This window comes from Geomonas subterranea, assembly GCF_019063845.1.
Taxonomy (GTDB): domain Bacteria; phylum Desulfobacterota; class Desulfuromonadia; order Geobacterales; family Geobacteraceae; genus Geomonas; species Geomonas subterranea.
Genome location: NZ_CP077683.1, coordinates 3,838,903 through 3,860,669, shown reverse-complemented (window position 1 = coordinate 3,860,669; position 21,767 = coordinate 3,838,903). Strand labels below are relative to the sequence as shown.

Sequence of the window (21,767 nt, the reverse complement as noted above, 5' to 3'; positions counted from 1 at the left end):
CCCGCCCGATCCGCACCTCGGCGGGGGCCACGGCCTCCGCCGCTTTCGTTTCCGCCTCCCGCATAAAATCAATTAGAACCCTCCCGACAACATTGACATTCTTTAATTTTTTCGGATAATGAAGTCGCCCGGCTCTCCCTGCTTATCTTGCGTCGGCTGCCAACTCCCTGGTCCTACGAGGTATGCCGGGGATGTGCGGCGCGGCCCCGGGCTGCCAAGCTCCTACATTAAAGGTTGAGGCAGAGGAGATTCACTCATGAGGGACCCTTTCCACGACCTGCACCACCATGAAACCGGTGGCTCCTCCCACATCAGGCTCATCTCCGAGGGGGGAAGTACCCACGCCCGGAGCCCGGAACTGGTCTGCATCGACTCCATCCAGGCCACCCAGAACTGCACCACCGAGGCGCAGCACACTGTCTTTCCCGCCGCGGTCGCTGCCGGGACGGCGCCGCCTGAGAGCTCCATCTGCACCCTGCCTCCCGACCACGCGGAGGAGCTGGACCGCGGGATACTCCCCCCCCTGCTGCGTCAACGCCTGCTTTTGCTGGGCCTCTCCTTGAGCCCGGCAGCGACCGTATCGGTCAAGGAGCCCGGCAAGCTGTGGCTGGTGGCGGATGAAACCCGCTCCTACCCGGTCAGATTGATCGCGGCGCGCATCGCGGTGTACGCCGGGATGCAGCCGGCCCGGCCGTGAGGCGGTGCCCGATTCCCGGCTGTGGGGCCGAGGAGGTCCTCATCCGGATGCTATTAATGAAAGGAGTGAGCGATGGCCGAAGAGAATGCGGGTGGGGAGCGCGGCGACAGCGGGCATCTCAGGCTTGTCTCGGAGGGAGGGGGGGAGCCGGCCACGCGGCGGGCCCAATGCTGGTCGCCCGACCAGTTTGTTTCCAGTTGCATCACACCGCAGCAGATGGAGAACTTCAGGGCCTACAACAACGTGTGCATGACCCTGCCGACCAACGACACCTATGTCTTTTCGCTTCCACTAGAACACGCGGTGGGACTGGACCAGGGGGAGGTTCCACCGGAAGTGCGGCAGGAGTTCGAAACCAACGGCTCCCCGCTCTCCCCGGCGGCGAAGCTGACCGTGCAGCAGTCCGGCAGGGTCTGGTTCATCATCGATATGGACCGCAAATATTCCATCCGTATGGTGCCCACCGGGCTGTTGGTCTACAGCGAAAGGTTATGACCCGCGCCCCGGCCGGAGATCCGTCATGAGCGACTTCCATGCCTTCGATCAGGGAGGTGTGACCTACCTGTTCTTCAGCCGCTCGGCAAAGCTCTACCAGATCAGCCCGCTCGCGGCCCGTCTGGTCCGGGAGTTCTTCCCCGCGCAACCAGAAGCGACCCTGCCGGCTTCAGGGTCCGCGCCGCCAGATACGCTCTCCCCCGGGGAGACCGAGCTGTACGTTGAGCTGCTGTACCTCTTCCACCGCGAACTGGCCCTCCCGCTTCCGGCACCGCACCAGCAGGACGACTCCCCCGGCGAAAACAGCTACCAGACCTTTTCCATCTACCTCGCCCAGACCTGCAACATGGCCTGCTGCTACTGCTGGAACCGGGGCGGCACCTTCGGGAAACCCGGCCGCGTGATGGGGTGGAACACCGCCCGGCGCGCGACGCAGCTGATCGTGTCCCTGGTGGAGCGCTCCACGGCGGAGAAGATCTTCATCAACTTCTACGGCGGAGAACCGCTGCTCGATTTTCAGGTCCTGCAGCAAATCACCCGCGAACTCCTGAAGCACGAGGCGCGCCTTGGCAAGAACTTCCACCTGACCCTGGATACCAACGGCACCCTCCTGGAAGGGCACGCCGCGCAGTATCTGGCCCGCTACTTCACCCAGGTCGGGGTCAGCCTGGACGGCAGCCAGCGCATCCACGACCTGCAGCGCCCCGGCAAATACGGGGAGGAAACCTGGCAGCGCATCGTCAACAACATCAGGAGCTTTCCCAACCCGAAACTCCTCGGGATCCGCGCCACGCTTACCACTTTTTCCGACAGCTATCTGGAGACCTTCCTGCACCTCACGACCCTTGGGGTCGGGAGGATCCAACTTGAGTACTGCCACGAGCCGGGATACCATCAAAACCCCATCTACGAGAAGCTGATAGTCCCCCCACAAAGGCAGCTGTCGGAATTGCATGAATTTGTTGATTACTACGTCGATTACATCGCCAGCTACAAGAGCACCCGGGACATCCCCTTCGTCTCCAATCTGCTGGACAGCATCAACCGGATCAAGCGCGCCAACCGCTTCACCCGTCCCTGCGGCGCGGGCACCAACACCCTCGCCATCAACAGTCAGGGTGAGGTATTCCCGTGCATCGCTTTCGTGGAACGTGCCGACTTCGCCATGGGGCAGACGGGGCAGGGTTCCCTTTCCCTGCATCAGACCCTGCAGGGGTTCGAGGTGGACCGCCAACCTCCCTGCCATGCCTGCTGGCTGCGTTACGACTGCGCCGGCGGCTGCTACGCCACCCACTACGACATGACCGGAAACGCCCGGCAGCCGCACCCGGAGTACTGTCAGAACATGCGAGGCCGGGCCGAGGTCTACTTCTACGCCCTCACCCGGATGCTGGACCGGTGCCCCTGGCACCTTGAACGGTGATCCGGGGTCGTTTTTACCGCCCGTCGGGCGTCACGTACCAGAATATGGCCAGGAAATGGAAGGCACTACCGACCAGCACGAAAACGTGCCAGATGGCGTGGTTGTAAGGAAGGCGGTCCCAGAGGTAGAAGAGGACACCGAGGGTGTAGGCCGCGCCGCCGGCAAAGAGCAGCAGTAACCCGTTGAGCGCGAGTGCCGCTGCGAGCGGCTTGATGACCACCAGCACCAGCCAGCCAAGACCGAGGTAGAGAGCGGGCCCCAGGTAGGGAAGCCGGTGCGTGGTGTACAGCTTCATAAAGGCCCCCACCGTCCCCAGTCCCCACACCGTGACCAACAGCCAGTACCCCCACGCCCCCCGGAGCGTCACCATGGCAAACGGCGTGTAGGTTCCGGCTATCATGAAATACACACACGCATGATCCAGGATGCGGAACACGTAGCGCAGGCGCGGCCTTCTCACGCTGTGGTAGATGGTTGAAACGCTGTAGAAGAGCAGCATCGCCGCGGCATACACCGCCGCCGATACTATGCGCGCCTGCCCGCCGATGCGCACCGCCAGGGCAATGAGTGCCGCTGCCCCCACCGCGCTCAGGAGCAGCCCGATGCCATGGGTCCAGCGGTTGGCCAACTCCTCGGTCTCCGTGTAGTGAAACAGGCGTTGTTTCAGGTCGTCGTCTTCCATGTCACCCCCCGATGGCAGCACCACCCTAAGATACAGCGACTTCCTCCTTCCCGCAAACGCCTCCGCCCCCTTTCAGCTTGACAAGCCGCTGCTTCGATACGATCATGACATCGCGTTTACAGCATTCTCATGTGATTGGAGCGGAGGATAGCCTTGGCCAGAAAGATTTTCATCGCGGCATCGGGTCAGAACATCGGCAAGACGACCATCAGCGTTTCGCTGCTGCACCTTGCCCAGAAGAAATACGGCCGGGTCGGCTTCATGAAGCCACTGGGGCCCAAGCCCACCGTCCTGCGCGGCATTCCCGTCGATAAGGATGCTGCCCTGATGGCGCAGGTGTTCGACCTGACCAAGGATCTGCGCTACATGTCGCCGGTGGTGGTCTACCCCGAGACCTCGCGGCAGGCCATTGACGGCGAGCTGAACCTCCCGGAACTCGCCGACTGCATCATGACCAGCTTCGCCGAACTGGAGAAGCACTGCGACTTCATCGTCATCGAGGGTTCCGGCCATCCCGGCGTCGGGTCCGTGCTGAACCTCTCCAACGCACGCATCGCCAAGATGCTGGATGCCCCCGTCCTGATGCTGAGTGGTGGAGGTGTGGGGAACGTCATAGACACGCTCGCCATGAATACGGCACTCTTCAAGCTCGAAGAGGCCGACGTGCGCGGGGTCCTCGTGAACAAGCTTTTCACCGACAAGCGTGAAACGGTCCTTGATTACCTGGGGCGCGCTTTCATCGACCAGCCGTTCTCCGTTCTGGGCGGCTTCGACTACAAGCCGGTGCTTGCGAACCCCTCCCTGGTCAGGGTCGCGCGTCTCCTCGACCTGCCTCTGCACGGCAACCGCCGCGAGGTGAAGCGTATCATCCACCACGTGCAGATAGGCGCCGCATCGACGCAGAGGGTTACCGAGATGCTGCGCGATTCCTCGCTTTTGCTCGTCACCAGCAGCCGGGATGAATTACTGGTGACCCTGGCCAACCTGTACCAGATGCCCGAGTTCCATCAGCAGATCGCCGGTTTGGTCATCTCGGGCCAGGCACCGGTCAGCGGTATCACCCAGCGCATCATCGACCGCAGCAACATCCCCTATTTCCGTACCAACCAGACCACCACCGACCTTTACAAGCTCATCACCGAGGATGTTTCCAAGCTGACGGCGAAGGACACCGAGAAGCTGAACCTGATCCGGTCCCTCGCCGAAGAGCGTCTCGATTTCGACGCGATCGACGCGTTGTTCGCGCAGTAGCACGATGTGAGCGAACCGTGTTGAGCTTTCTGGAGAGAGAGGGTGCGCGGCAGAAGGGACTCTAAGGTAGGAAACCAAAAGACGTCCCAAAAACTAAAAAGGCGGCCTCCATTGGAGAGCCGCCTTGCGCCGTCCCCCGGTGGGGCACGGCTCACGCTGGTCGTTTTGACTACTTCTTGTGGCAGTCCGCGCACTTGGTCGGACCTGCACCCTTGTCGCTGTGGCACCCTTTGCAGGTCTTGTGCGCCCAGTCCTTGCCAAAGCCCTCGATCTTGCCCGGTCCCTTCTCGTGGCACACCTTACAGTCCTTCAAGGCTTCCTGGTGTTTCTTGTGGTTGAAGGTCACGTTGCCGTTCTTGGCCGGAAGGGTGACTACGTCCGCCGCCAGTGCCGCTCCGGCACCGAAGACGACGAGGGCTGCAGCTACAATTACCTTTTTCATGGTCTGCTCCTTTTCTTTTTGGGTTTTTTGCTTCCGAACTGTGGTAAAAATAGCATCTGGTCGACCGCCCCGGTATCGACATCTATAGCAATTCGACCCGATGTCGGGTCCCAAAGGGGCCATGTCGGGTCGTTCACCGCACCAAATTTCCCGTTTTACCAGCGGAGCGCGTTGTAATGGCGGAAACCAACGACAAAGCCGAAAAGTCTCTCCAGCCCAGCGTCGCCATCGACGGCATCCGGATCAGGACCATACGAGAGACGAAGAAACTCACCCAGCTCTACGTGGCAAGCGTGGTCGGGGTGACCACCGATACCATCTCCCGCTGGGAGAACAACCGGTACCCGTCCATCAAGCGGGATAACGCCCAGAAGCTGGCTGATGCCTTGGAGGTTCCCCTCGAGGAGGTCCTGCGCCCGGATTCCCCCGAACCGGAAGAAGGTTCAACTCAACCTCCCCCCACCCCGTCCAAAGGCCAGAGGACGGCCGTAATAGCCATTGTCGTCCTCCTTGTGACGTTGTTGCTGGGCCTGCTCCTGTTCTTCGTGCTTCGTCAGCCAGTCATTCCCCCCAGCGCCACCCGCTGGACGCCGCGTTTCGCCGCACCTGGGGAGGTTTTTCCCGTGCAGATCAAGGTGGCGCGTCAACCCGGGACCCAGTTTGGCTTCATCCTCAGGGAAAAGCTCCCCGCCGGCGCCCGCCTGGTCAAATCGGTCCCTCCCTCCTCGTCGTCGAACTCAGAGGTGAAGTGGCTGGTTCCCAGCGGCGTAACGCCGATCACCGCGTCCTTCACCCTCCAAATCCCGGCCACCTTCCCCCCCGGCAAGGACGCCGCCCTTAAAGGGGAGATTGTCATTCACAGCGCCGGCTCCTCCAACCGGACCGAGGCCGTCGGCGGCTCCAACGCCATCCATATCGGCTCCTACCACTGGGCCGACAGCAACGGCGACGGCCGCATCGATGACGACGAGATCATGCCCGCCTACTACATCTGCGAGGAGATGAAGGGACTGGGGCTGGACTGGAAGACCATCGAGGCGATCTGGAGCGGCAAAGGCTACCGCTGGGACGCCAAGCACGGCTACACGGTGTTGAAGTAACCCCTCTACCCTTCCACCTTCTCGTCCCTTTCCCCCCTCCCCTGCTAGAAGTGTCACCCCGCCCGGATCATTAGCTTTTTTTACTTCCGCTCATGCCAATCACCAGGCGCATGGTAAACTGTGTCCGTCGTACCTGGGCCCTTTCGGCGTGCCTGACCGAGGCGGCACTAGCCTAATTAAATTTTAAGACCGGAGGTATCATGAAAGCATTGATCTTGAGCGCCGACAACTTCGAGGATACCGAACTGCTGGTTCCCCTTTACCGGCTACGTGAGGTGGGATTCTCAGTCGTGGTGGCGTCGGAAAGTCCCGGCACCATCCACGGCAAACACGGATACGAGGTGCCGGTTGATAAGCTCTTTTCCGACATCCACGCTGCCGATTACGCCATCCTGGTGCTCCCGGGAGGGAAGGCACCGGCCGCGATCCGGAACATCCCTGCGGTCCAGGAAATCGCCCGTGCCTTCATGGCCTCGGAGAAGCCGGTAGCGGCCATCTGCCATGGCCCGCAGATCCTGGTATCCGCCGGGCTGCTCAAGGGTCGCAAGGCCACCTGTTACGAGTCCGTCGCCCCCGAGTTGCGCGACGCCGGGGCCCAATACCAGGACATCGAGGTGCTGGTTGACGGCAACCTGATCACCTCCAGAAAGCCTGACGATCTCCCGGCCTTCTGCCGCGAGTTGACCAGGATGCTGAAGGCGCAAGGGTAAATCCATGCGGGTGAATAAACAGCTTCTGCGAGATTTGACGAAAAAAAGGCGGCTCCCGATCGGGAGCCGCCTTTTCATTACGTGCATTTGCCACTGTTACCTGAGGTTCTTCTTGATCCGTTCTACCGCCTCGATGACGTTGTCGCGGTTGCCGAAGGCGGAGAGGCGGAAATACCCCTCGCCGGCGGGGCCGAAGCCGCTCCCCGGGGTGCCCACCACGTTGCACTCGTTGAGGAGCTTGTCGAAGAAGTCCCAGGAGGAGAGCCCGTTCGGGGTCTTGAGCCAGATGTAGGGGGCGTTCACGCCGCCGTACACGGTCAGCCCGGCTTCAGCGAGCCCTTCGCGGATGATGCGCGCGTTCTCCATGTAGTAGTCGATGATTTCCTTGTTCTGTTTCCACCCCTCCTCGGAATAGACCGCGGCAGCGGCCTTCTGCACCGGGTAGGAGGCGCCGTTGAACTTGGTGGTGGTGCGGCGCAGCCAGAGCTTGTTGAAGGAGTATCTCTCGCCGCTCTCGGTGGTCCCCATGACCTCTTCCGGCACGACCACGAGGCCGCAGCGCACGCCCGTGAAGCCGGCGGTCTTGGAGAAGGAGCGGAACTCGATGGCGCACTTCTTCGCCCCTTCCACCTCGTAGATGGAGTGCGGGATGTTGGGATCGGTGATGAACGCCTCGTAGGCGGCATCGTAGAAGATCACGGCGTCATTGGCGAGGGCATAGTCCACCCACTTCTTCAGCTCCGCCTTGCTGGCCACGGTGCCGGTCGGGTTGTTGGGGAAGCAGAGGTAGATGATGTCCACTTTGCCGGTCGGGAGCGCCGGGATGAAGCCGTTCTCCTCGGTGCAGGGAAGGTAGACGATCCCCTTGTAGTACCCTTTCTCGTCCGCCTCGCCGGTGCGGCCTATCATCACGTTGGTGTCGTTGTACACCGGGTAGACCGGGTCGCCGATGGCCACCACGTTGTCCAGCGCGAAGATGTCCAGGATGTTGGCGCAGTCGCACTTGGAGCCGTCGGAGATGAACATCTCCTCGGTCTTCAGGTCGACGCCGAGCGGCTTGTAGGACTTCTCGATGATGGCGTTGATGAGCCAGTCGTAGCCCTGCTCGGGACCGTATCCGGCGAAGTTCTCGACCGTGGCGAGGTCATCCACCGCCTCGTGGAACGCCTTGATGACGGCCGGGGCCAGGGGGCGGGTCACGTCGCCGATCCCCAGGCGGATCACTTTCGCCTCCGGGTTGGCGGCGGCGAAGGCGCGCACGCGGCGCCCGATCTCCGGGAAGAGGTAACCTGCTTTCAGTTTCAGGTAGTTATCGTTTATCTTTGCCACGTATTTCCTCCAGAATTAAACTAAACGGCGGCCACCAGGCAGCCTGTATCACTTATCTCAGCCCCAGCACGTCCTGCATGTCCCACACGCCCGGCTTGGCGGTCACCACCCACTTGGCGGCGCGCACCGAACCGCGAGAGAACATGTCGCGGGTATGGGCGCGATGGGTGAGCTCGATGCGCTCGCCCATGCCGATGAAGTATACGGTGTGCTCGCCGACGATGTCACCGCCGCGCACGGTCTGCATGCCGATCTCGTCATGGGTACGCTCGCCGCAGATCCCCTCGCGGTGGTAGTTGGCGACTTGGTTGTAGTCGCGCCCGAGCGCATTGGCCACGACCTCGCCCATCCTGACCGCGGTCCCGGAGGGGGAGTCCTTCTTCAGGCGGTGGTGGGCCTCCACGATCTCGACGTCGAAGTCCTCGCCCAGGATCTTGGCCACGTCGGCGAGGACCTTGAAGCAGACGTTGACGCCTACCGACATGTTGGGAGCGATGATGACAGGGATCTCGCGGGCAAGCTCCGCCGCCAGCGCGCGCTCTTCGGGGGTGAAGCCGGTGGAGCCGATGACGATGGACTTCTTGTAAAGGGCGCAGACTTCGAGGTTTTTCAGGGACACCTTGGGAGCTGTGAAGTCGATGAGGACGTCGCACCCCTGTACCGTTGCGTTCAAATCGTCGCTGATAAGGACGCCGATGGCGCCCAACCCAGCATTGTAACCGGCATCCTGCCCCACCATCGGGTGGCCCGGGCGCTCCAGAGCGCCGGAGAGTTCCACGCCCTCGGACTCCCTTATGGCTGCGATGATGCGGCCACCCATGCGGCCGGCTGCCCCGCAAACAGCTATTTTAACCATTGGTTTCTCCATTATTTTGATGATGGCGACAGCCCTCGTGAGGCGCTAGGGCTGGGCGAATGATTATTCGCCCCCACAAATCCCCATCTTTTTCCGACACCACGATCACTGTAGGGGCGAATAATCATTCGCCCGCTTTTACAGTTCACCCACGTGAAGGGGGCTCCACCTTTTAGATCAGCTTGTATTCCTTCATGATAGCCACGAGCTTCGCCTTGTTGGCCTCCATGAGCGGGGCCAGCGGCAGGCGGACTTCGTCGCTGCACTTGCCCATGAGAGAAACCGCGGCCTTGACCGGAACCGGGTTGCTCTCGATGAACATGGCGTTGGATATCTTCAGGAGGTACAGGTGCAGCCTCCTCGCCTCCTCCAGGTTACCGGCGTTGAAGGCGTCGACCAGGGACGACACTTCCTTGGGCATGATGTTGGCGGTAACCGAGATAACCCCCTTGCCGCCCGCCGCCATGATGGGCAGGGTGATGAAGTCATCGCCGGAGAGAACGTCGAGCTTGTCGCCGCAAAGCGCCAGCACCTCGGAAGCCTGCTGCAGCGACCCGGTTGCCTCCTTGATGGCGACGATGTTCTGGTGCTCGGCGAGCCGCGCCACGGTTTCCGGCAGCAGGTTCACGCCGGTACGGCCCGGTACGTTGTACAGGATCTGGGGGAGCGCAACCGCGTCCGCGACGGCCTTGTAATGACGGTAGAGGCCTTCCTGGGACGGTTTGTTGTAGTAAGGAGTCACCAGCAGGGCACCGTCCGCGCCAAGTTCTTTGGCGTGCTTGGTGATCTCGATGGCCTCGTGGGTGGAGTTGGAGCCGGTGCCGGCGATGACGGGAACCCTCTTGTTGACCTGCTCAACCACGATCTGGATGACCCTGTCGTGCTCCTCATAGCTGAGGGTGGAGGACTCACCGGTGGTGCCGCAGGGCACGATGGCATCGGTGCCGTTCTCAATCTGGAACTCGACGAGTTCCCTCAGTTTTTCCTCGTCCACCGCGTGGTTGTTGAACGGCGTCACGATGGCAACGATACTTCCGTGAAACATGGTTTACCTCCTCATTAGAGCTATGTGAATGTCTGGGGTGTTTATGGAGTGTCCTGCTGCGACGCGTCCTGTTGCACCAGGTTTCGCTGTCGTCGTAAACAAAAAAAGTTTTTATTTCTAACATATAAAGAGATAAAAAGTCAAAGTAATGCTGACCGCTTTTCCCGCGTCACGACCGGAGAATCACTGAGATTGAGCTCGCTTAACAGGGTTTCAAAGAGGAAAACCTCCCAGAGCATCATGCGCCTTGCCCCGGAATATTTGCCGGTGTTTCATCTGAAGTGAAAGCAGCCCTCACCCCTGCCCCTCTCCCGGAGGGCGAGGGGGTCGAGTGTTGGTGTCCATCTTTCCTCTCACCTTGGGCGAGGTGATCGTGTGTTTGTGTTTATCCTCCCTCTCATTTTTGGAGAAGGGGCCACGTGTTGGTGTCCATCCTCTCTCTCACTTTGGGAGAAGGGGCCAAGTGTTGGCGTCCATCATCTCTCTCTCACTTTTGGAGAGGGGCGAGTGTTGGTGTCCATCCTCCCTCTCCCTCTGGGAGAGGGTCGGGGTGAGGGCGTCGCAACCGGCAACGCCCCCCTGTCTTCGACCTGCCTTCGGTCCCCCCTCTCACCTGCGACTGAGCGAGAAGAAGACAGGGACGATTTTACAAGAAATTGCACAAATTTTAGGCTGCCATTTTACTGCCTAAAACAGCCGTTCTCGCCACACCGCAACCACAGACCTCCCTTGACAGCTAAAACCGCTCCTATGGCCTTTTTTGCTCGTTTTAAGCAAAATTAGCAAAGACTAATCATTTTCTCATGATGATAACCAGCGATCTGGCGTCGCCGGAGCAGGGAAGAGTGAAATCTTGCACCGACTCGACCCGCGCGCCAAATTTTTCCAACTCACCAGCAGCAGCGGTGACTTCCTCGGCCGCGTTCTTCCCTTTCATGGCGACGATGCGTCCCCCCTCCTTCAAAACCGGCAAGGCCATGGCAACGAAGGAAGGAATATCCGAAAAGGCGCGTGAGACAACCCAATCAAAATGTCCCGCGTACTGCGCGGTCAGTGTCTCGGCGCGTACATGCAGCGCATCGAAGCCTACCAGGTTCAGCAGGCGCACCGCCTGCTTCTGAAAGCTGATCTTCTTCACCACCGCATCGACGGAAACAATCTCCAGATCGGGCTGCACCAGCTTCACCGGAATGCCGGGAAAGCCGCCACCGGAACCAATGTCGAGCAGGGATCCAGGCCCGTGCACGACTTTCAGCAGGCTCAGCGAGTCCACCAGGTGCTTCACCGCGATACCTTCGTCATCGGTGATGGCGGTGAGGTTGATCTTGCGGTTCCATTTCTTCAACTCCTCGGCGAAGAGGTCAAGGGCGTTCAACTGGGACGGTGTCAGGTCGAGCCCCAGTTCAGCGCCCCCCTTTTTCAGGAGATCCTTGGCACGCTGGTTCATCGGCCATACCTCGCCTTCAGCGCTATGGACAGGATCGTGATTCCCGCAGGCGTGACGCCGGGGATGCGGGACGCCTGCCCCAGGGTGTCCGGACGGAAACGGGCGAGCTTTTCCCGCACCTCCGCGGAAAGGCCGGAGATGGTGCCGTAGTCCATGTCATCGGGAATCTTGGTGCTTTCCAGCCTGGCGGAGCGGTCGACCTGCTCCAGTTGGCGCTGGATGTAGCCCTGGTACTTGATCTGGATTTCGAGTTGCTCACGCACCTGTTCCGGCAGATCCATGATGGCCGGATAGACCCTTGAGAGATCCTGGCAGGTGAATTCTGGGCGACGCAACAGCTGTTCGTAGCTGATCGCGTTCTGCATTCCTGCCAATCCCCATTCCTCCAGCAGGTCTTCACCAGCAGCCGAAGGAGTCAGCCTTTCCTTGGAAAGACGCGCCAGCTCCGATTCGATCAGTTCCTTCTTGGCGAGGAAAGAACTGTACACCTCCTCCTTCACCAGCCCGATCTCGTGTCCCTTTTCCCTCAGGCGCAGGTCCGCGTTGTCTTCGCGCAGCAACAGGCGATACTCCGCTCGCGAGGTGAACATGCGGTACGGCTCCTTGGTCCCAAGAGTCACCAGATCATCGATCATCACGCCGATATAGGCTTCGCTGCGTCCAAGTACCAGGGGATCTTTCCCCTGTACCCTGAGGGCCGCGTTGATACCGGCCATGAGCCCTTGCGCCGCGGCCTCCTCGTAACCTGAAGTGCCGTTGATCTGGCCGGCATGGTAGAGGTTGCGCACCAACTTGGTCTCCAGCGAGGCGTGCAACTGGATCGGATTGACATAGTCATACTCGATCGCATAGGCGGGACGCATGATTTCGACCCGCTCCAGACCCTCGATGCTCCGGTAGAAGGCCCACTGGATATCGATGGGAAGCGAGGTGGACATGCCGCTGGGATAGACCTCGACCGTCTCACGTCCTTCGGGCTCAATGAAAGTCTGATGGCGGTCCTTCTCCGGGAAGCGCACCACCTTGTCCTCGATGGACGGGCAATACCGCGGGCCGATCCCCTCGATGATCCCGGCGTAGAGCGGCGAACGGTCCAAACCGCTACGGATGATCTCATGGGACCTGGGATTGGTATAGGCGATGTGGCAGGGAACCTGCGGCTGCTCTATGCGCTCGGTCGAAAACGAGAACGGGATCGGGTTCTCGTCGCCGTACTGTTTTTCCAGTCTGTCGAAGTCGATGGTCCTGCCGTCCAGGCGCGCAGGGGTGCCGGTCTTGAGACGGCCGACGTCGAACCCGTAATCCTTGAGGCCGTCGGAAAGGCCGATGGAAGGAAGGTCCCCTGCCCTGCCGCCCGGGTAATTGACAAGGCCTATATGGATGAGACCGCGCATAAAGGTGCCGGTAGTGAGGATGACGGTCTTGCCCAGGAAGCGGACGCCGCCGCGGGTATCGACGCCTACCACCTCGTCTCCCTCGATCACCAGTCCGGTCACTTCGACCTGCTTCAGGTCCAGGTCGTCCTGCTGCTCCATCACGTGTTTCATGCGCAGACGGTAAAGCTGTTTGTCCGCCTGGGCCCGGGAGGCGCGAACGGCCGGCCCCTTCTTGGTGTTGAGCACGCGGAACTGGATGCCGGTAGCATCTATGTTGCGACCCATCTCACCGCCGAGGGCATCGATCTCTTTGACCAGATGTCCCTTGGCAAGACCACCGATGGCCGGGTTGCAGGACATCAGGGCGATGGCGTCCAGGTTGATGGTGAGCATAAGGGTGGACTGCCCCATGCGCGCCGCGGCGAGGGCCGCCTCGCAGCCGGCATGTCCTGCGCCTACCACGATCACGTCATATTTCTTGTCATAAACTATCAAGCCGTACTCCGTTTGTATCAGAAGCTGTATTTGGCCCGGGAGGCAGGGGCGAATCAAGCACCGTACCTCTCGGGCGACCTCCCCAGTTGTGTTCCACGTGGAACATCGTGCAAAAGAGGCGCAGGTTCAGCATGTTACACAAAAACCACCAGATAAATCAAACCACACCTTTTAGGGGCAACCCACTGTAGGGGCGAATAATCATTCGCCCGCCTTTAAGCCACCTGCGTAATCGATGACCTGCGGTACGGGTTCGGCCGGCGGGGGCTGGGCGAATAGTTATTCGCCCCTACAGGTCGGATGCGAAAGACAAGGTAAACCTTTACTATCACATCGAAACGGGCAATTGTTTCACGTGAAACAGGAACACCAGCCGCACTACCCCGTGCTACTTGCCAATGCAGAAGCTGGAGAAGATCCTGTCGAGCACATCGTCGGCAGTGGTCTCGCCGGTCACCTCGCCCACGGCATCCAGTGCGTCCCGCAGGTCCACCGGTAACAACTCCAGGTTCACCCCCGCTTCAAGATTGGTAACGAATGACTGCAAAGAGGTACGCGCCTTAAGCAGGGCGTCGCGGTGCCGCGCCTTGGAGACTGCTACAAACTCCCGGCCGTCGATGGCGTGTCCGTGCATGAAGGCGTTGGTGATGGCATCGCGTAGTTCAGGCACTCCATCACCCGTCAACGTGGAAATGGCAACCACAGGGCCGGTACACTCAGCAGGCAACACTGCATTTATCTGAAGGTCGGCCTTGTTCCGAACAACGAGGTAACTCTTGTCGCCTATCGCCTGCAAGATCGCAGCATCATCCTGGCCGAACTCGCTGGCACCGTCAACCACGAATAGCACCAGGTCAGCCTTGGGAATGCGGTCCAGCGACAGCCTGACCCCCTCCTGCTCCACCTGGTCCTCAGACTCACGTATCCCTGCCGTATCGAGAAGCTTCACCGGCAGCCCGTTGATGTTGACCACTTCCTCGATCAGGTCGCGCGTGGTGCCAGGGACGGAGGTCACAATGGCCCGTTTCTCCTTCAACAGGGTGTTGAGGAGACTCGACTTGCCGACGTTGGGCTTGCCGGCAATGACTACCGATACTCCATCCCGCAGCACCCTACCCTCATCGAACCCCTCTATAAGGGCATCCAATTCGGCCAGCGCGGGAGCTACCTTGCCGAGGACATCGGTCTCGACAGCCACGTCGACATCGTCCTCAGGGAAATCAATGAGCGCTTCAACGTAGGCAAGGGCATAAACGATCCCTTCCTTGACGGTGGTAATCCGCCTGGAGAGAAGCCCTTCACGCTGGTGCTGAGCCAGGGCCAGCGAGGCGTCGGTGCGGCTGGAGATGACATCCATGACCGCCTCGGCCTGAACCAGGTCGATTCTCCCATTCAGGAAGGCGCGCTTGGTAAATTCTCCCGGCTCTGCAAGCCGCGCCCCCTCAGTCAGCACCAGCGACAGAATGCGCGAAACCACCAGGGTGCCGCCATGGCATTGGATCTCCACCACGTCCTCGCGGGTGTAGGAGTTGGGGCCCTTCATGTAGACCACCATGGCCTCATCGATCAGATCGCCGTTGCCAGGATTTACCACTTCGCCATAAGAAAAACGGTGGCTTTTTAGGCCACCGTTCGACTTTGCTCTGAAGATGCTGTTTGCTATCGGCAGAGAGGCAGGGCCGGAGATCCTTACGATCCCGATTCCCCCCTCACCTACCGCTGTGCTGATTGCTGCGATTGTGTCGCGAACATACATTGCTTTATTCCACTTTCGGTCAGTCGGCGACCGACTTGTTGATGTACATCTGCTGCGCGATGGTCAGCACGTTGTTGACCAGCCAGTAGATAACCAGGCCGGACGGGAAGTTCAGGAACATGAACGTGAAGACCACCGGGAGCATCAGCATCATCTTGGCCTGAACCGGGTCCATGTTGGTCGGGGTCATCTTCTGCTGGATGAACATGGTGGCGCCCATGATGAGCGGGGTCACGTAGTACGGGTCCTTGGCAGAAAGGTCGGTGATCCAGAGATAGAAAGGAGCGTGCCTGAGTTCGATGGAGTACATGAGGGCGCGGTACAGACCGAAGAACACCGGGATCTGGACCAGCATCGGCAGGCAGCCGCCCAGCGGGTTGACCTTGTGGGTCTTGTACAGTTCCATCACGGCGCGGTTCATGGCGTCGCGGTCGTTCTTGTACTTCTCCTTCAGCTCGTTCATCTTCGGCTGCAGCTTCTGCATGTCCTTCATGGACTTGTAGCTCTTGTGAGTGAGCGGGAAGAACACCAGCTTCAGGATGCAGGTGATGATGATGATGGCGATGCCGTAGTTGCCGGTGTACTTGTAGAGGAACTTCAGGAAGACCACCAGAGGTTTCGCAATGGCGGCAAACCAGCCATAATCGATGACCTCTTCCAGCCTGCTCCCCTGCGCCTTGAGGATGTCGAGATCTTTCGGCCCGTAGTACAGGGCGTAGCTGACGGCCGCGCTCTGGCCGGGGGCCACGGTGACGGTCGGGGAAACGATGTCCCTCAGGTTGGCGTCGGCGGACGGACGGGACAGGCGCACCTGAGCAATGCTCCCCTTCTCGGCGATGACGCTCTCCATGAAGTACTTGTCGGCAAAGGCCGACCAGACGATGTTCTTGTCGAACTGCACCGGAGTCTTCAGCAGGCTGTCGAGCTTCTCGCTCTTGACGGCGTTGTCGGTGAGGGTCGAGGGGCCGTACACCTCGTAACGGCCGCCGCCCGCCTTCTGGTCGATCACGCGGGAGGTCTGTAGCAGGTGCACCGGTGCGGCAACCTGTGCGGAACCGGCATTCTGCACCTGCTCGGTGAGCCCGATGCGATAGGCGTCGCCGGAGAAGGTGTAACTCTTCTTGAACACGACCCCCTGCGGGGTGGTCGTGGTGAACTCGAGGGTCCCCTTGTTGGCGCCGGTAAGCTTCAGGTCACTGCCACTGACGTTGTAGAGGGCGGTCGGGTTGAGACCAAGTTCGCGGGAATCGCTGAGCAGGTTGAACCTGCTGGCAGCGGTCTCGTTGACAAGGACGATGTCCTGCCCTTTCGATCCTGCCACATCCTTGTACTTCTTCAGCACGAACTTTTTCAGGCCGGCACCCTGGGTCGAGAAGACGGCACTGTACAGATCGGTATCGACGGTTATGTCGCGGGCAGCCCCGGCGGGTAGTGCCGGCACGGCGATGGGAGCAGCAGCAGCCCCGGCAGGGGCGGCCTGCGGTGCAGCGGCTACCGTGGCGGAACTCACCGCACCCTGCTTGGCGTTACCTGCGGGCGGAACCGGCTTTGCGGGGGGAAAGATAAAAGAATAAGCGTACAGAACCCCGATGGAGAGCAGTATCGCTATGATAGTACGTTTTTCCATTACATTCTCCTGGACAGACTATTTGACCGGATCGTAACCGCCCGGGTGAAACGGATGACACTTGAGTATGCGCGCAGCCGTCAACAACAGCCCTTTTACAGGACCGTATTTTTCCAATGCTTGTAAGGAGTAGTGCGAACAGGTAGGGTAAAAACGGCAGGACGGGGCCTTGAGCGGAGAGATGAATCTCTGGTAGAGAACGATCAGGCCTTTGAGTGTGCTAGTTACCATGTTTTTTACGCAGCCGCCCGAAGGCGGCTGCGAGCTCGGTTGAGATCTGGTGAAAGTCAAGCAAGTCAGCTCCTTTCTTGGCAACGATGTTGAAATCGGCCGAGATGAAAAGAGACTTGTTCTGCCTGTAAAACTCCCGCAACCTTCTCTTGATGCTGTTTCTGACTACGGCGTTTCCTACCTTCTTGCTTACGGTAAACCCGACCCTGGTGGCGCACCCGTCTTTAACCTTCCAAAGCAGCAGAAAGTGCGGCGTGTGCATCTTCGACGCGCCGTCGTTGAACTGCAGGAATTCGGGGCGCCTGCGCAGGCGTTCAGCCTTGGGAAAATCCGAGCAGGACAAAAAGGATATTACTTGGTAGCAATGCCTACGGAAAGACGCTTGCGACCTTTGGCCCTTCTCCTCTTGATAACGAGACGGCCGTTTTTGGTGGCCATGCGCACGAGGAAGCCGTGAGTCCTTTTCCTGGAGGTATTGCTGGGCTGGTAAGTTCTTTTCATCTTTATCTGCTCCTTAAGTCTTAGGGTTACAATGCTTTTAAAGGCAAGTGTCGAACTTAAACATAAACGCCAATTCTTGTCAAGGTGTTTCTTTAAAGCCAAGTTTTGCCTTGCAAAAAAAGGGGCTGACATGGTAGTGTGACAGGCCGCAAATCTTAACATAGGCTTATTCTGTTCAAAATCCAGTAAATAACTGAAATTGTGTAACTTATCTATTATCAACAGTTGTTGATAAAGCTGTTTAAAAACAGTGAAAAAAAGGCCTCTCTCCATGGAAAATATTTGGCTGGAAGCCCAGACAAATCTTAAACAGGTATTAACCGAGCAGACTTACACGACCTGGATAGAGCCGTTGAAGTTCTTGGGTGCAACCGCCGATACCGTAGTCCTCGAAGTGCCGAGCTCGTTCTTTCAGAAATGGGTCACTGACAAGTACCTCTCTATGATCAAGGAAGTACTCTCCGCGATCACCTCAAAGAACTACCACATCGAGTTTCACGTCGCCGAACAAAAGCCGGAGAGTTCCGAGCCCAAAGCGGAGAGGGAACCGAAGGCCAAGGCTAAGGAGAAGGAAAAAGAGAAGGAGCAGGAAAAGGAAAAGGAGAAGGACAAGAAGCCGGAACTGGTCCCCAACCTAAACCCCAAGTACACCTTCGAATCCTTCGTGTCCGGCCCGAGCAACCAGTTCGCCTATGCAGCTTCCCAGGCTGTCGCAAACAAGCCTGCCTCCAACTACAACCCGCTCTTCATCTACGGCGGTGTCGGCTTGGGAAAGACGCACCTGGTAAACGCCATCGGCAACCAGATCCTGGCCAAGAACCCCAAGGCGAAGATCTGCTACTACTCGTCAGAGAAGTTCATGAACGAGATGATCAACTCGCTCCGCTACAAGAAGATGGACGAGTTCCGTAACAAGTTCAGGAAGATGGACCTGCTGCTCATCGACGACATACAGTTCATGGCGGGAAAAGAGGCGACCCAGGAGGAGTTCTTCCATACCTTCAACGCGCTCTACGAGTCCCACAAGCAGATCGTGGTGACCTCTGACAAGTTCCCGAAGGACATCCCTGGCCTGGAAGAGCGCCTGAGATCGCGCTTCGAGTGGGGCCTCATCGCGGACATCCAGCCGCCGGGGGTGGAAACCAAGGTGGCCATTCTCAAGAAGAAGTCCGACATGCACGCGGTGAACCTCCCTGACGACGTGGCGCTGTTTCTGGCCGAGGGTGCCACCAGCAACATCCGAGAGTTGGAAGGAATGCTGATCCGCCTGGAGGCCTTCGCCAGCCTGACCGGCAAAGAGATCACCCTTTCCATGGCACGCGAGGTGATGAAGGACATCATCGTCGAGAAGACCCGCGACATCAGCGTGGAGATGATCCAGAAGATGGTGGCCGACCACTTCCGCATCAAGGTCTCCGAGCTCAAGTCGGACAAGCGCATCAAGACCCTGGTAGTGCCGCGCCAGATCGCCATATATATATGCCGGGAGCTGACCAAGGCGTCGTACCCGGAAATCGGCGATAAATTCGGTGGCAAGGACCACTCGACCATCATCCACTCGGTGAAGAAGATAGAGAAGCAATTGGCAGCCGATGCGGACCTGAAGGCGACTGTGGAAGAGATCAAGAAAAGGCTGTTCACATAGTGGGGATAACTGTGGAGAAATAGCCTGCCGAAAGCCCTGTCAAAAAAAGCTGTGCATAAACCAAGATAACCAGGCGGATTTTCCCGTCAGGTTTCCCGAGCCAAAAGCGGAACAGTTTCAAAGGGTAAGCAGGGTTGTCCACAGTATCAACAGGACACTATCTACTACTACAATCTTTAAAGATAAACATAATAAAAACAGAACCGGAGAGAGACGACATGGAATTCAGAATCAGCAAAGAGATTTTTATGAAAGCCCTCCAGAGAATCCAGGGTATCGTAGAAAAGCGCAACACCATGCCCATTCTCTCCAACGCGCTGCTCGAGGTACAAAACGACCAGCTCTTCATCACCGCGACCGATCTCGAGGTCGGCATGAAGAGCTCCTACCCGACCACCGTGATTCGCGAAGGCAAGATCACCGTCTCGGCCAAGAAACTCTACGAGATCGTCAAGGAGATGCCGGACGAGGAGATTCTCTTCTCCACCAAGGACAACGACTGGGTCGAGATCACCTGCGGCAAGGCCCGCTTCAACATCGTTGGCCTCTCCTCCGAGGAGTTCCCCTACTTCCCCAAGGTGAAGGAGGAGAGCTTCCTGGTCTTCAAGAACGAGATCCTGGCAGACATGATCGAGAAGACCTCCTATGCCATCTGCTATGACGAGACCAAGTACAACCTGAACGGCATCTTCATCAAGGCGTTCGACGAGAACGGCACCAACGTCCTCAAGATGGTGGCGACCGACGGTCACCGCCTCTCTGTCGCTCAAAAGGAGATCAACGGCAACATCACCGCCGAGCTCTCCAAGGGGGTCATCTTCCCGAGGAAGGGTATCTTCGAGTTGAAGAAGATGGTGGAGGAAGAAGACGGCGAGATCATGCTGGGCTTCATGGACAACAGCGCCGTCATCAAGAAGGGGAACACCGTGGTGGTGATGCGACTCATCGACGGCGAGTTCCCGGACTACACCAAGGTCATCCCGGTAGCCAACGACCGCATCGTCCAGATCAACCGCGACAAGTTCCTCCACTCGCTGAAAAGGATGTCCATCCTCTCCTCCGAGAAGTTCAAGGGGGTCAAGATCGACGTCAATCCGGAGCTGGTGATCATCTCCTCCTCCAACCCTGAACTGGGCGAGGCACGCGAGGAGATCGAGATCGATTACGATGGCAACGGCATCTCGGCCCGCTTCAACGCCAAGTACCTGATCGACGTGCTCTCGGTGATGGAGCAGCGCGAGGTGGAGTTGAAACTGAAGGACGAGCTCTCCCCGGTCATCATGAAGGCGGCCGACGGCGACGAGTTCCTGGCGGTCATCATGCCGATGAGGCTGTAGACCTACCCTCACCCGGCCTTCGGCCACCCTCTCCCGGAGGGCGAGGGCTTGTACATTTCCCTTCTCCCTTCGGGAGAAGGTGCCCCAAAGGGGCGGATGAGGGCGCTGCAACGTGGCGTCCATGTTGTGATCACGGAGGGGTGTGAAGTAGCAGCCTGTGTCGTTAAGGCCCTAATGAAACTGATAAAACTCAAACTTGCTTCATTCCGTAACCTGCAGAACATCGAGCTTGTTCCGGGCAAGAAGTTCAACGTTTTTTACGGCAACAACGGCCAGGGCAAGACCAACCTGCTGGAATCGATCTACCTCCTCGCCACGATGAAGTCCTTCAAGCAGGCGAAAAACGTCGAGCTGATCGCGTTCGGCTCGGAGTTCGCCCTGATCAAGGGGATCGTGGAACGGGACCGGGTCAGCAGGGAGATAGCGGTCCTGCTGGAGAAGCAGGGGAAGAAGGCGAAGATAGACGCCAAGCTCGCGACGCGGCTGGACGACTTCTTCGGCAGTTTGAACGTGGTGCTCTTCACGCCGGAAGAGATATCCATGGTGCGCGGGGGACCGGACCTGCGGCGCCGGTACCTGGACCGGGCGGTTTTCACCTGCGACCTCAGTTACCTGGCCGCCTTCCACGACTACTCGAAGATCCTCAAGAACCGCAACGCCCTCTTGAAGGTGGGTGACGGAGGCGGGATCGAGGTCTGGACCGACCAGTTGATCCAGGCGGCCCAGCTGGTGATAGAGAGAAGAAAGGCGTATCTTGCCGAGATGGGGAAGCTGCTACAGGGGTTCTACAGCGAGATTTCCGGCAACGACGAGACGGTGCAGATCGAGTACCGGCTGCACGGGGTGGACCCGCAGGCCTACGCGGAAGATCCGGCGGCGGCACTGGCCGATGCCATCAAGGCGCACGCGGCGGAAGAGAAGAGGCGCCAGACCACGGCCATCGGGCCGCACCGGGACGACCTCTACTTCGGCCTGAACGGACGGTCGGCACGGCACTTCGCCTCACAGGGACAGCAGAGGTCCTTCGTGCTGGCGCTCAAGATGGCGGAGATAGAGTACATCACCAGGTGCTTCGAGGCGCCGCCGGTGCTCCTTCTGGATGACATGACCAGCGAACTGGACCGGGAGCGCAATCAGAACCTGATGGATTTTCTGAAGAAAAGGGAGATGCAGGTCTTCATCACCACCACGTCGCTCTCCAACGTGGCGATAGAGGATATGGAAGACAACAGGACCTTCAGAATAAAAGAAGGCCGCATCATCGAGAAGTGATACCTAGCTGGTGACGCTCCTCCCTCCGGGGGAGGGGTAATTGAGTAATT

General features: G+C 59.0%; 21 protein-coding genes. 9 read left to right on the top strand and 12 right to left on the bottom strand.

Annotation, left to right across the window (positions count from 1 at the left end; translation table 11 throughout):
* Positions 1-256: 256 nt before the first annotated feature.
* The 3 genes from KP001_RS16810 to KP001_RS16800 all read left to right on the top strand — a co-directional run bounded on the left by KP001_RS16810 (position 257) and on the right by KP001_RS16800 (position 2,615).
* Complete coding sequence (locus KP001_RS16810) at positions 257-697, top strand: hypothetical protein (RefSeq protein ID WP_217286726.1); 441 nt, start codon at positions 257-259, stop codon at positions 695-697.
* A gap of 72 nt (positions 698-769) precedes the next feature.
* The gene (locus KP001_RS16805) at positions 770-1,192 is read left to right on the top strand and encodes a hypothetical protein (RefSeq protein ID WP_217286725.1); all 423 of its coding nucleotides are present in this window, start codon (positions 770-772) and stop codon (positions 1,190-1,192) included.
* Positions 1,193-1,217: 25 nt separating this feature from the next.
* Entirely contained in the window at positions 1,218-2,615 is a 1,398-nt protein-coding gene (locus KP001_RS16800; protein ID WP_217286724.1) for a radical SAM/SPASM domain-containing protein, read from the top strand.
* A gap of 13 nt (positions 2,616-2,628) precedes the next feature.
* On the opposite strand, the gene trhA is transcribed toward KP001_RS16800, so the two are convergent.
* Positions 2,629-3,297 carry a PAQR family membrane homeostasis protein TrhA gene (trhA, locus tag KP001_RS16795; protein ID WP_217286723.1) on the bottom strand — a complete coding sequence of 223 codons (669 nt, stop codon included), beginning with the start codon at positions 3,295-3,297 and terminating at the stop codon, positions 2,629-2,631.
* A gap of 153 nt (positions 3,298-3,450) precedes the next feature.
* On the opposite strand from trhA, the gene KP001_RS16790 reads away from it, so the two are divergent.
* Positions 3,451-4,548: a phosphotransacetylase family protein gene (locus KP001_RS16790; RefSeq protein ID WP_217286722.1), complete on the top strand. Its 1,098-nt coding sequence runs from the start codon at positions 3,451-3,453 to the stop codon at positions 4,546-4,548.
* Between the two features lie 169 nt (positions 4,549-4,717).
* On the opposite strand, the gene KP001_RS16785 is transcribed toward KP001_RS16790, so the two are convergent.
* The gene (locus tag KP001_RS16785) at positions 4,718-4,990 is read right to left on the bottom strand and encodes a cytochrome c7 (protein ID WP_217286721.1); all 273 of its coding nucleotides are present in this window, start codon (positions 4,988-4,990) and stop codon (positions 4,718-4,720) included.
* A gap of 176 nt (positions 4,991-5,166) precedes the next feature.
* On the opposite strand from KP001_RS16785, the gene KP001_RS16780 reads away from it, so the two are divergent.
* Both KP001_RS16780 and KP001_RS16775 read left to right on the top strand, forming a co-directional pair.
* On the top strand, positions 5,167-6,090 hold the full coding sequence (locus KP001_RS16780) for a helix-turn-helix transcriptional regulator (RefSeq protein ID WP_217286720.1): 924 nt from the start codon (positions 5,167-5,169) through the stop codon (positions 6,088-6,090).
* A 200-nt stretch (positions 6,091-6,290) separates the two neighbouring features.
* Positions 6,291-6,800, top strand: coding sequence for a type 1 glutamine amidotransferase domain-containing protein (locus KP001_RS16775; protein ID WP_217286719.1), 510 nt, complete (start codon positions 6,291-6,293; stop codon positions 6,798-6,800).
* A 96-nt stretch (positions 6,801-6,896) separates the two neighbouring features.
* Here the strand turns inward: KP001_RS16775 and KP001_RS16770 are convergent, their stop codons facing one another.
* The 10 genes from KP001_RS16770 to rpmH form a co-directional block, all read right to left on the bottom strand.
* Positions 6,897-8,129, bottom strand: coding sequence for an LL-diaminopimelate aminotransferase (locus tag KP001_RS16770; protein ID WP_217286718.1), 1,233 nt, complete (start codon positions 8,127-8,129; stop codon positions 6,897-6,899).
* 52 nt (positions 8,130-8,181) lie between these two features.
* Positions 8,182-8,985, bottom strand: a complete 804-nt coding sequence (gene dapB, locus KP001_RS16765; protein ID WP_217286717.1) for a 4-hydroxy-tetrahydrodipicolinate reductase — start codon at positions 8,983-8,985, stop codon at positions 8,182-8,184.
* Positions 8,986-9,157: 172 nt separating this feature from the next.
* The gene (gene dapA / locus KP001_RS16760) at positions 9,158-10,030 is read right to left on the bottom strand and encodes a 4-hydroxy-tetrahydrodipicolinate synthase (protein ID WP_217286716.1); all 873 of its coding nucleotides are present in this window, start codon (positions 10,028-10,030) and stop codon (positions 9,158-9,160) included.
* Positions 10,031-10,823: 793 nt separating this feature from the next.
* Positions 10,824-11,477 (bottom strand): 16S rRNA (guanine(527)-N(7))-methyltransferase RsmG, encoded by a 654-nt coding sequence (rsmG, locus tag KP001_RS16755; RefSeq protein WP_217286715.1) that lies wholly within the window; start codon positions 11,475-11,477, stop codon positions 10,824-10,826.
* The gene (mnmG, locus tag KP001_RS16750) at positions 11,474-13,348 is read right to left on the bottom strand and encodes a tRNA uridine-5-carboxymethylaminomethyl(34) synthesis enzyme MnmG (protein ID WP_217286714.1); all 1,875 of its coding nucleotides are present in this window, start codon (positions 13,346-13,348) and stop codon (positions 11,474-11,476) included. Before mnmG ends, rsmG begins: the two co-directional genes overlap by 4 nt.
* Before the next feature lie 388 nt (positions 13,349-13,736).
* The gene (mnmE, locus tag KP001_RS16745) at positions 13,737-15,104 is read right to left on the bottom strand and encodes a tRNA uridine-5-carboxymethylaminomethyl(34) synthesis GTPase MnmE (protein ID WP_217286713.1); all 1,368 of its coding nucleotides are present in this window, start codon (positions 15,102-15,104) and stop codon (positions 13,737-13,739) included.
* Positions 15,105-15,123: 19 nt separating this feature from the next.
* Positions 15,124-16,731, bottom strand: a complete 1,608-nt coding sequence (yidC, locus tag KP001_RS16740; protein WP_217286712.1) for a membrane protein insertase YidC — start codon at positions 16,729-16,731, stop codon at positions 15,124-15,126.
* A gap of 18 nt (positions 16,732-16,749) precedes the next feature.
* On the bottom strand, positions 16,750-16,962 hold the full coding sequence (yidD, locus tag KP001_RS16735) for a membrane protein insertion efficiency factor YidD (protein WP_217286711.1): 213 nt from the start codon (positions 16,960-16,962) through the stop codon (positions 16,750-16,752).
* On the bottom strand, positions 16,952-17,305 hold the full coding sequence (gene rnpA, locus KP001_RS16730; RefSeq protein ID WP_216500148.1) for a ribonuclease P protein component: 354 nt from the start codon (positions 17,303-17,305) through the stop codon (positions 16,952-16,954). Before rnpA ends, yidD begins: the two co-directional genes overlap by 11 nt.
* An 8-nt stretch (positions 17,306-17,313) precedes the next feature.
* Positions 17,314-17,463 (bottom strand): 50S ribosomal protein L34, encoded by a 150-nt coding sequence (gene rpmH, locus KP001_RS16725; protein ID WP_183344104.1) that lies wholly within the window; start codon positions 17,461-17,463, stop codon positions 17,314-17,316.
* 271 nt (positions 17,464-17,734) lie between these two features.
* Here rpmH and dnaA point away from each other — a divergent pair, with 271 nt between their 5' ends.
* The 3 genes from dnaA (at position 17,735) to recF (ending at position 21,717) form a co-directional block, all read left to right on the top strand.
* Positions 17,735-19,108, top strand: a complete 1,374-nt coding sequence (gene dnaA, locus KP001_RS16720) for a chromosomal replication initiator protein DnaA (protein ID WP_217286710.1) — start codon at positions 17,735-17,737, stop codon at positions 19,106-19,108.
* A gap of 218 nt (positions 19,109-19,326) precedes the next feature.
* Positions 19,327-20,445, top strand: coding sequence for a DNA polymerase III subunit beta (dnaN, locus tag KP001_RS16715; RefSeq protein ID WP_217286709.1), 1,119 nt, complete (start codon positions 19,327-19,329; stop codon positions 20,443-20,445).
* Positions 20,446-20,619: 174 nt separating this feature from the next.
* Positions 20,620-21,717 carry a DNA replication/repair protein RecF gene (gene recF / locus KP001_RS16710; protein ID WP_217286708.1) on the top strand — a complete coding sequence of 366 codons (1,098 nt, stop codon included), beginning with the start codon at positions 20,620-20,622 and terminating at the stop codon, positions 21,715-21,717.
* Positions 21,718-21,767: the final 50 nt, after the last annotated feature.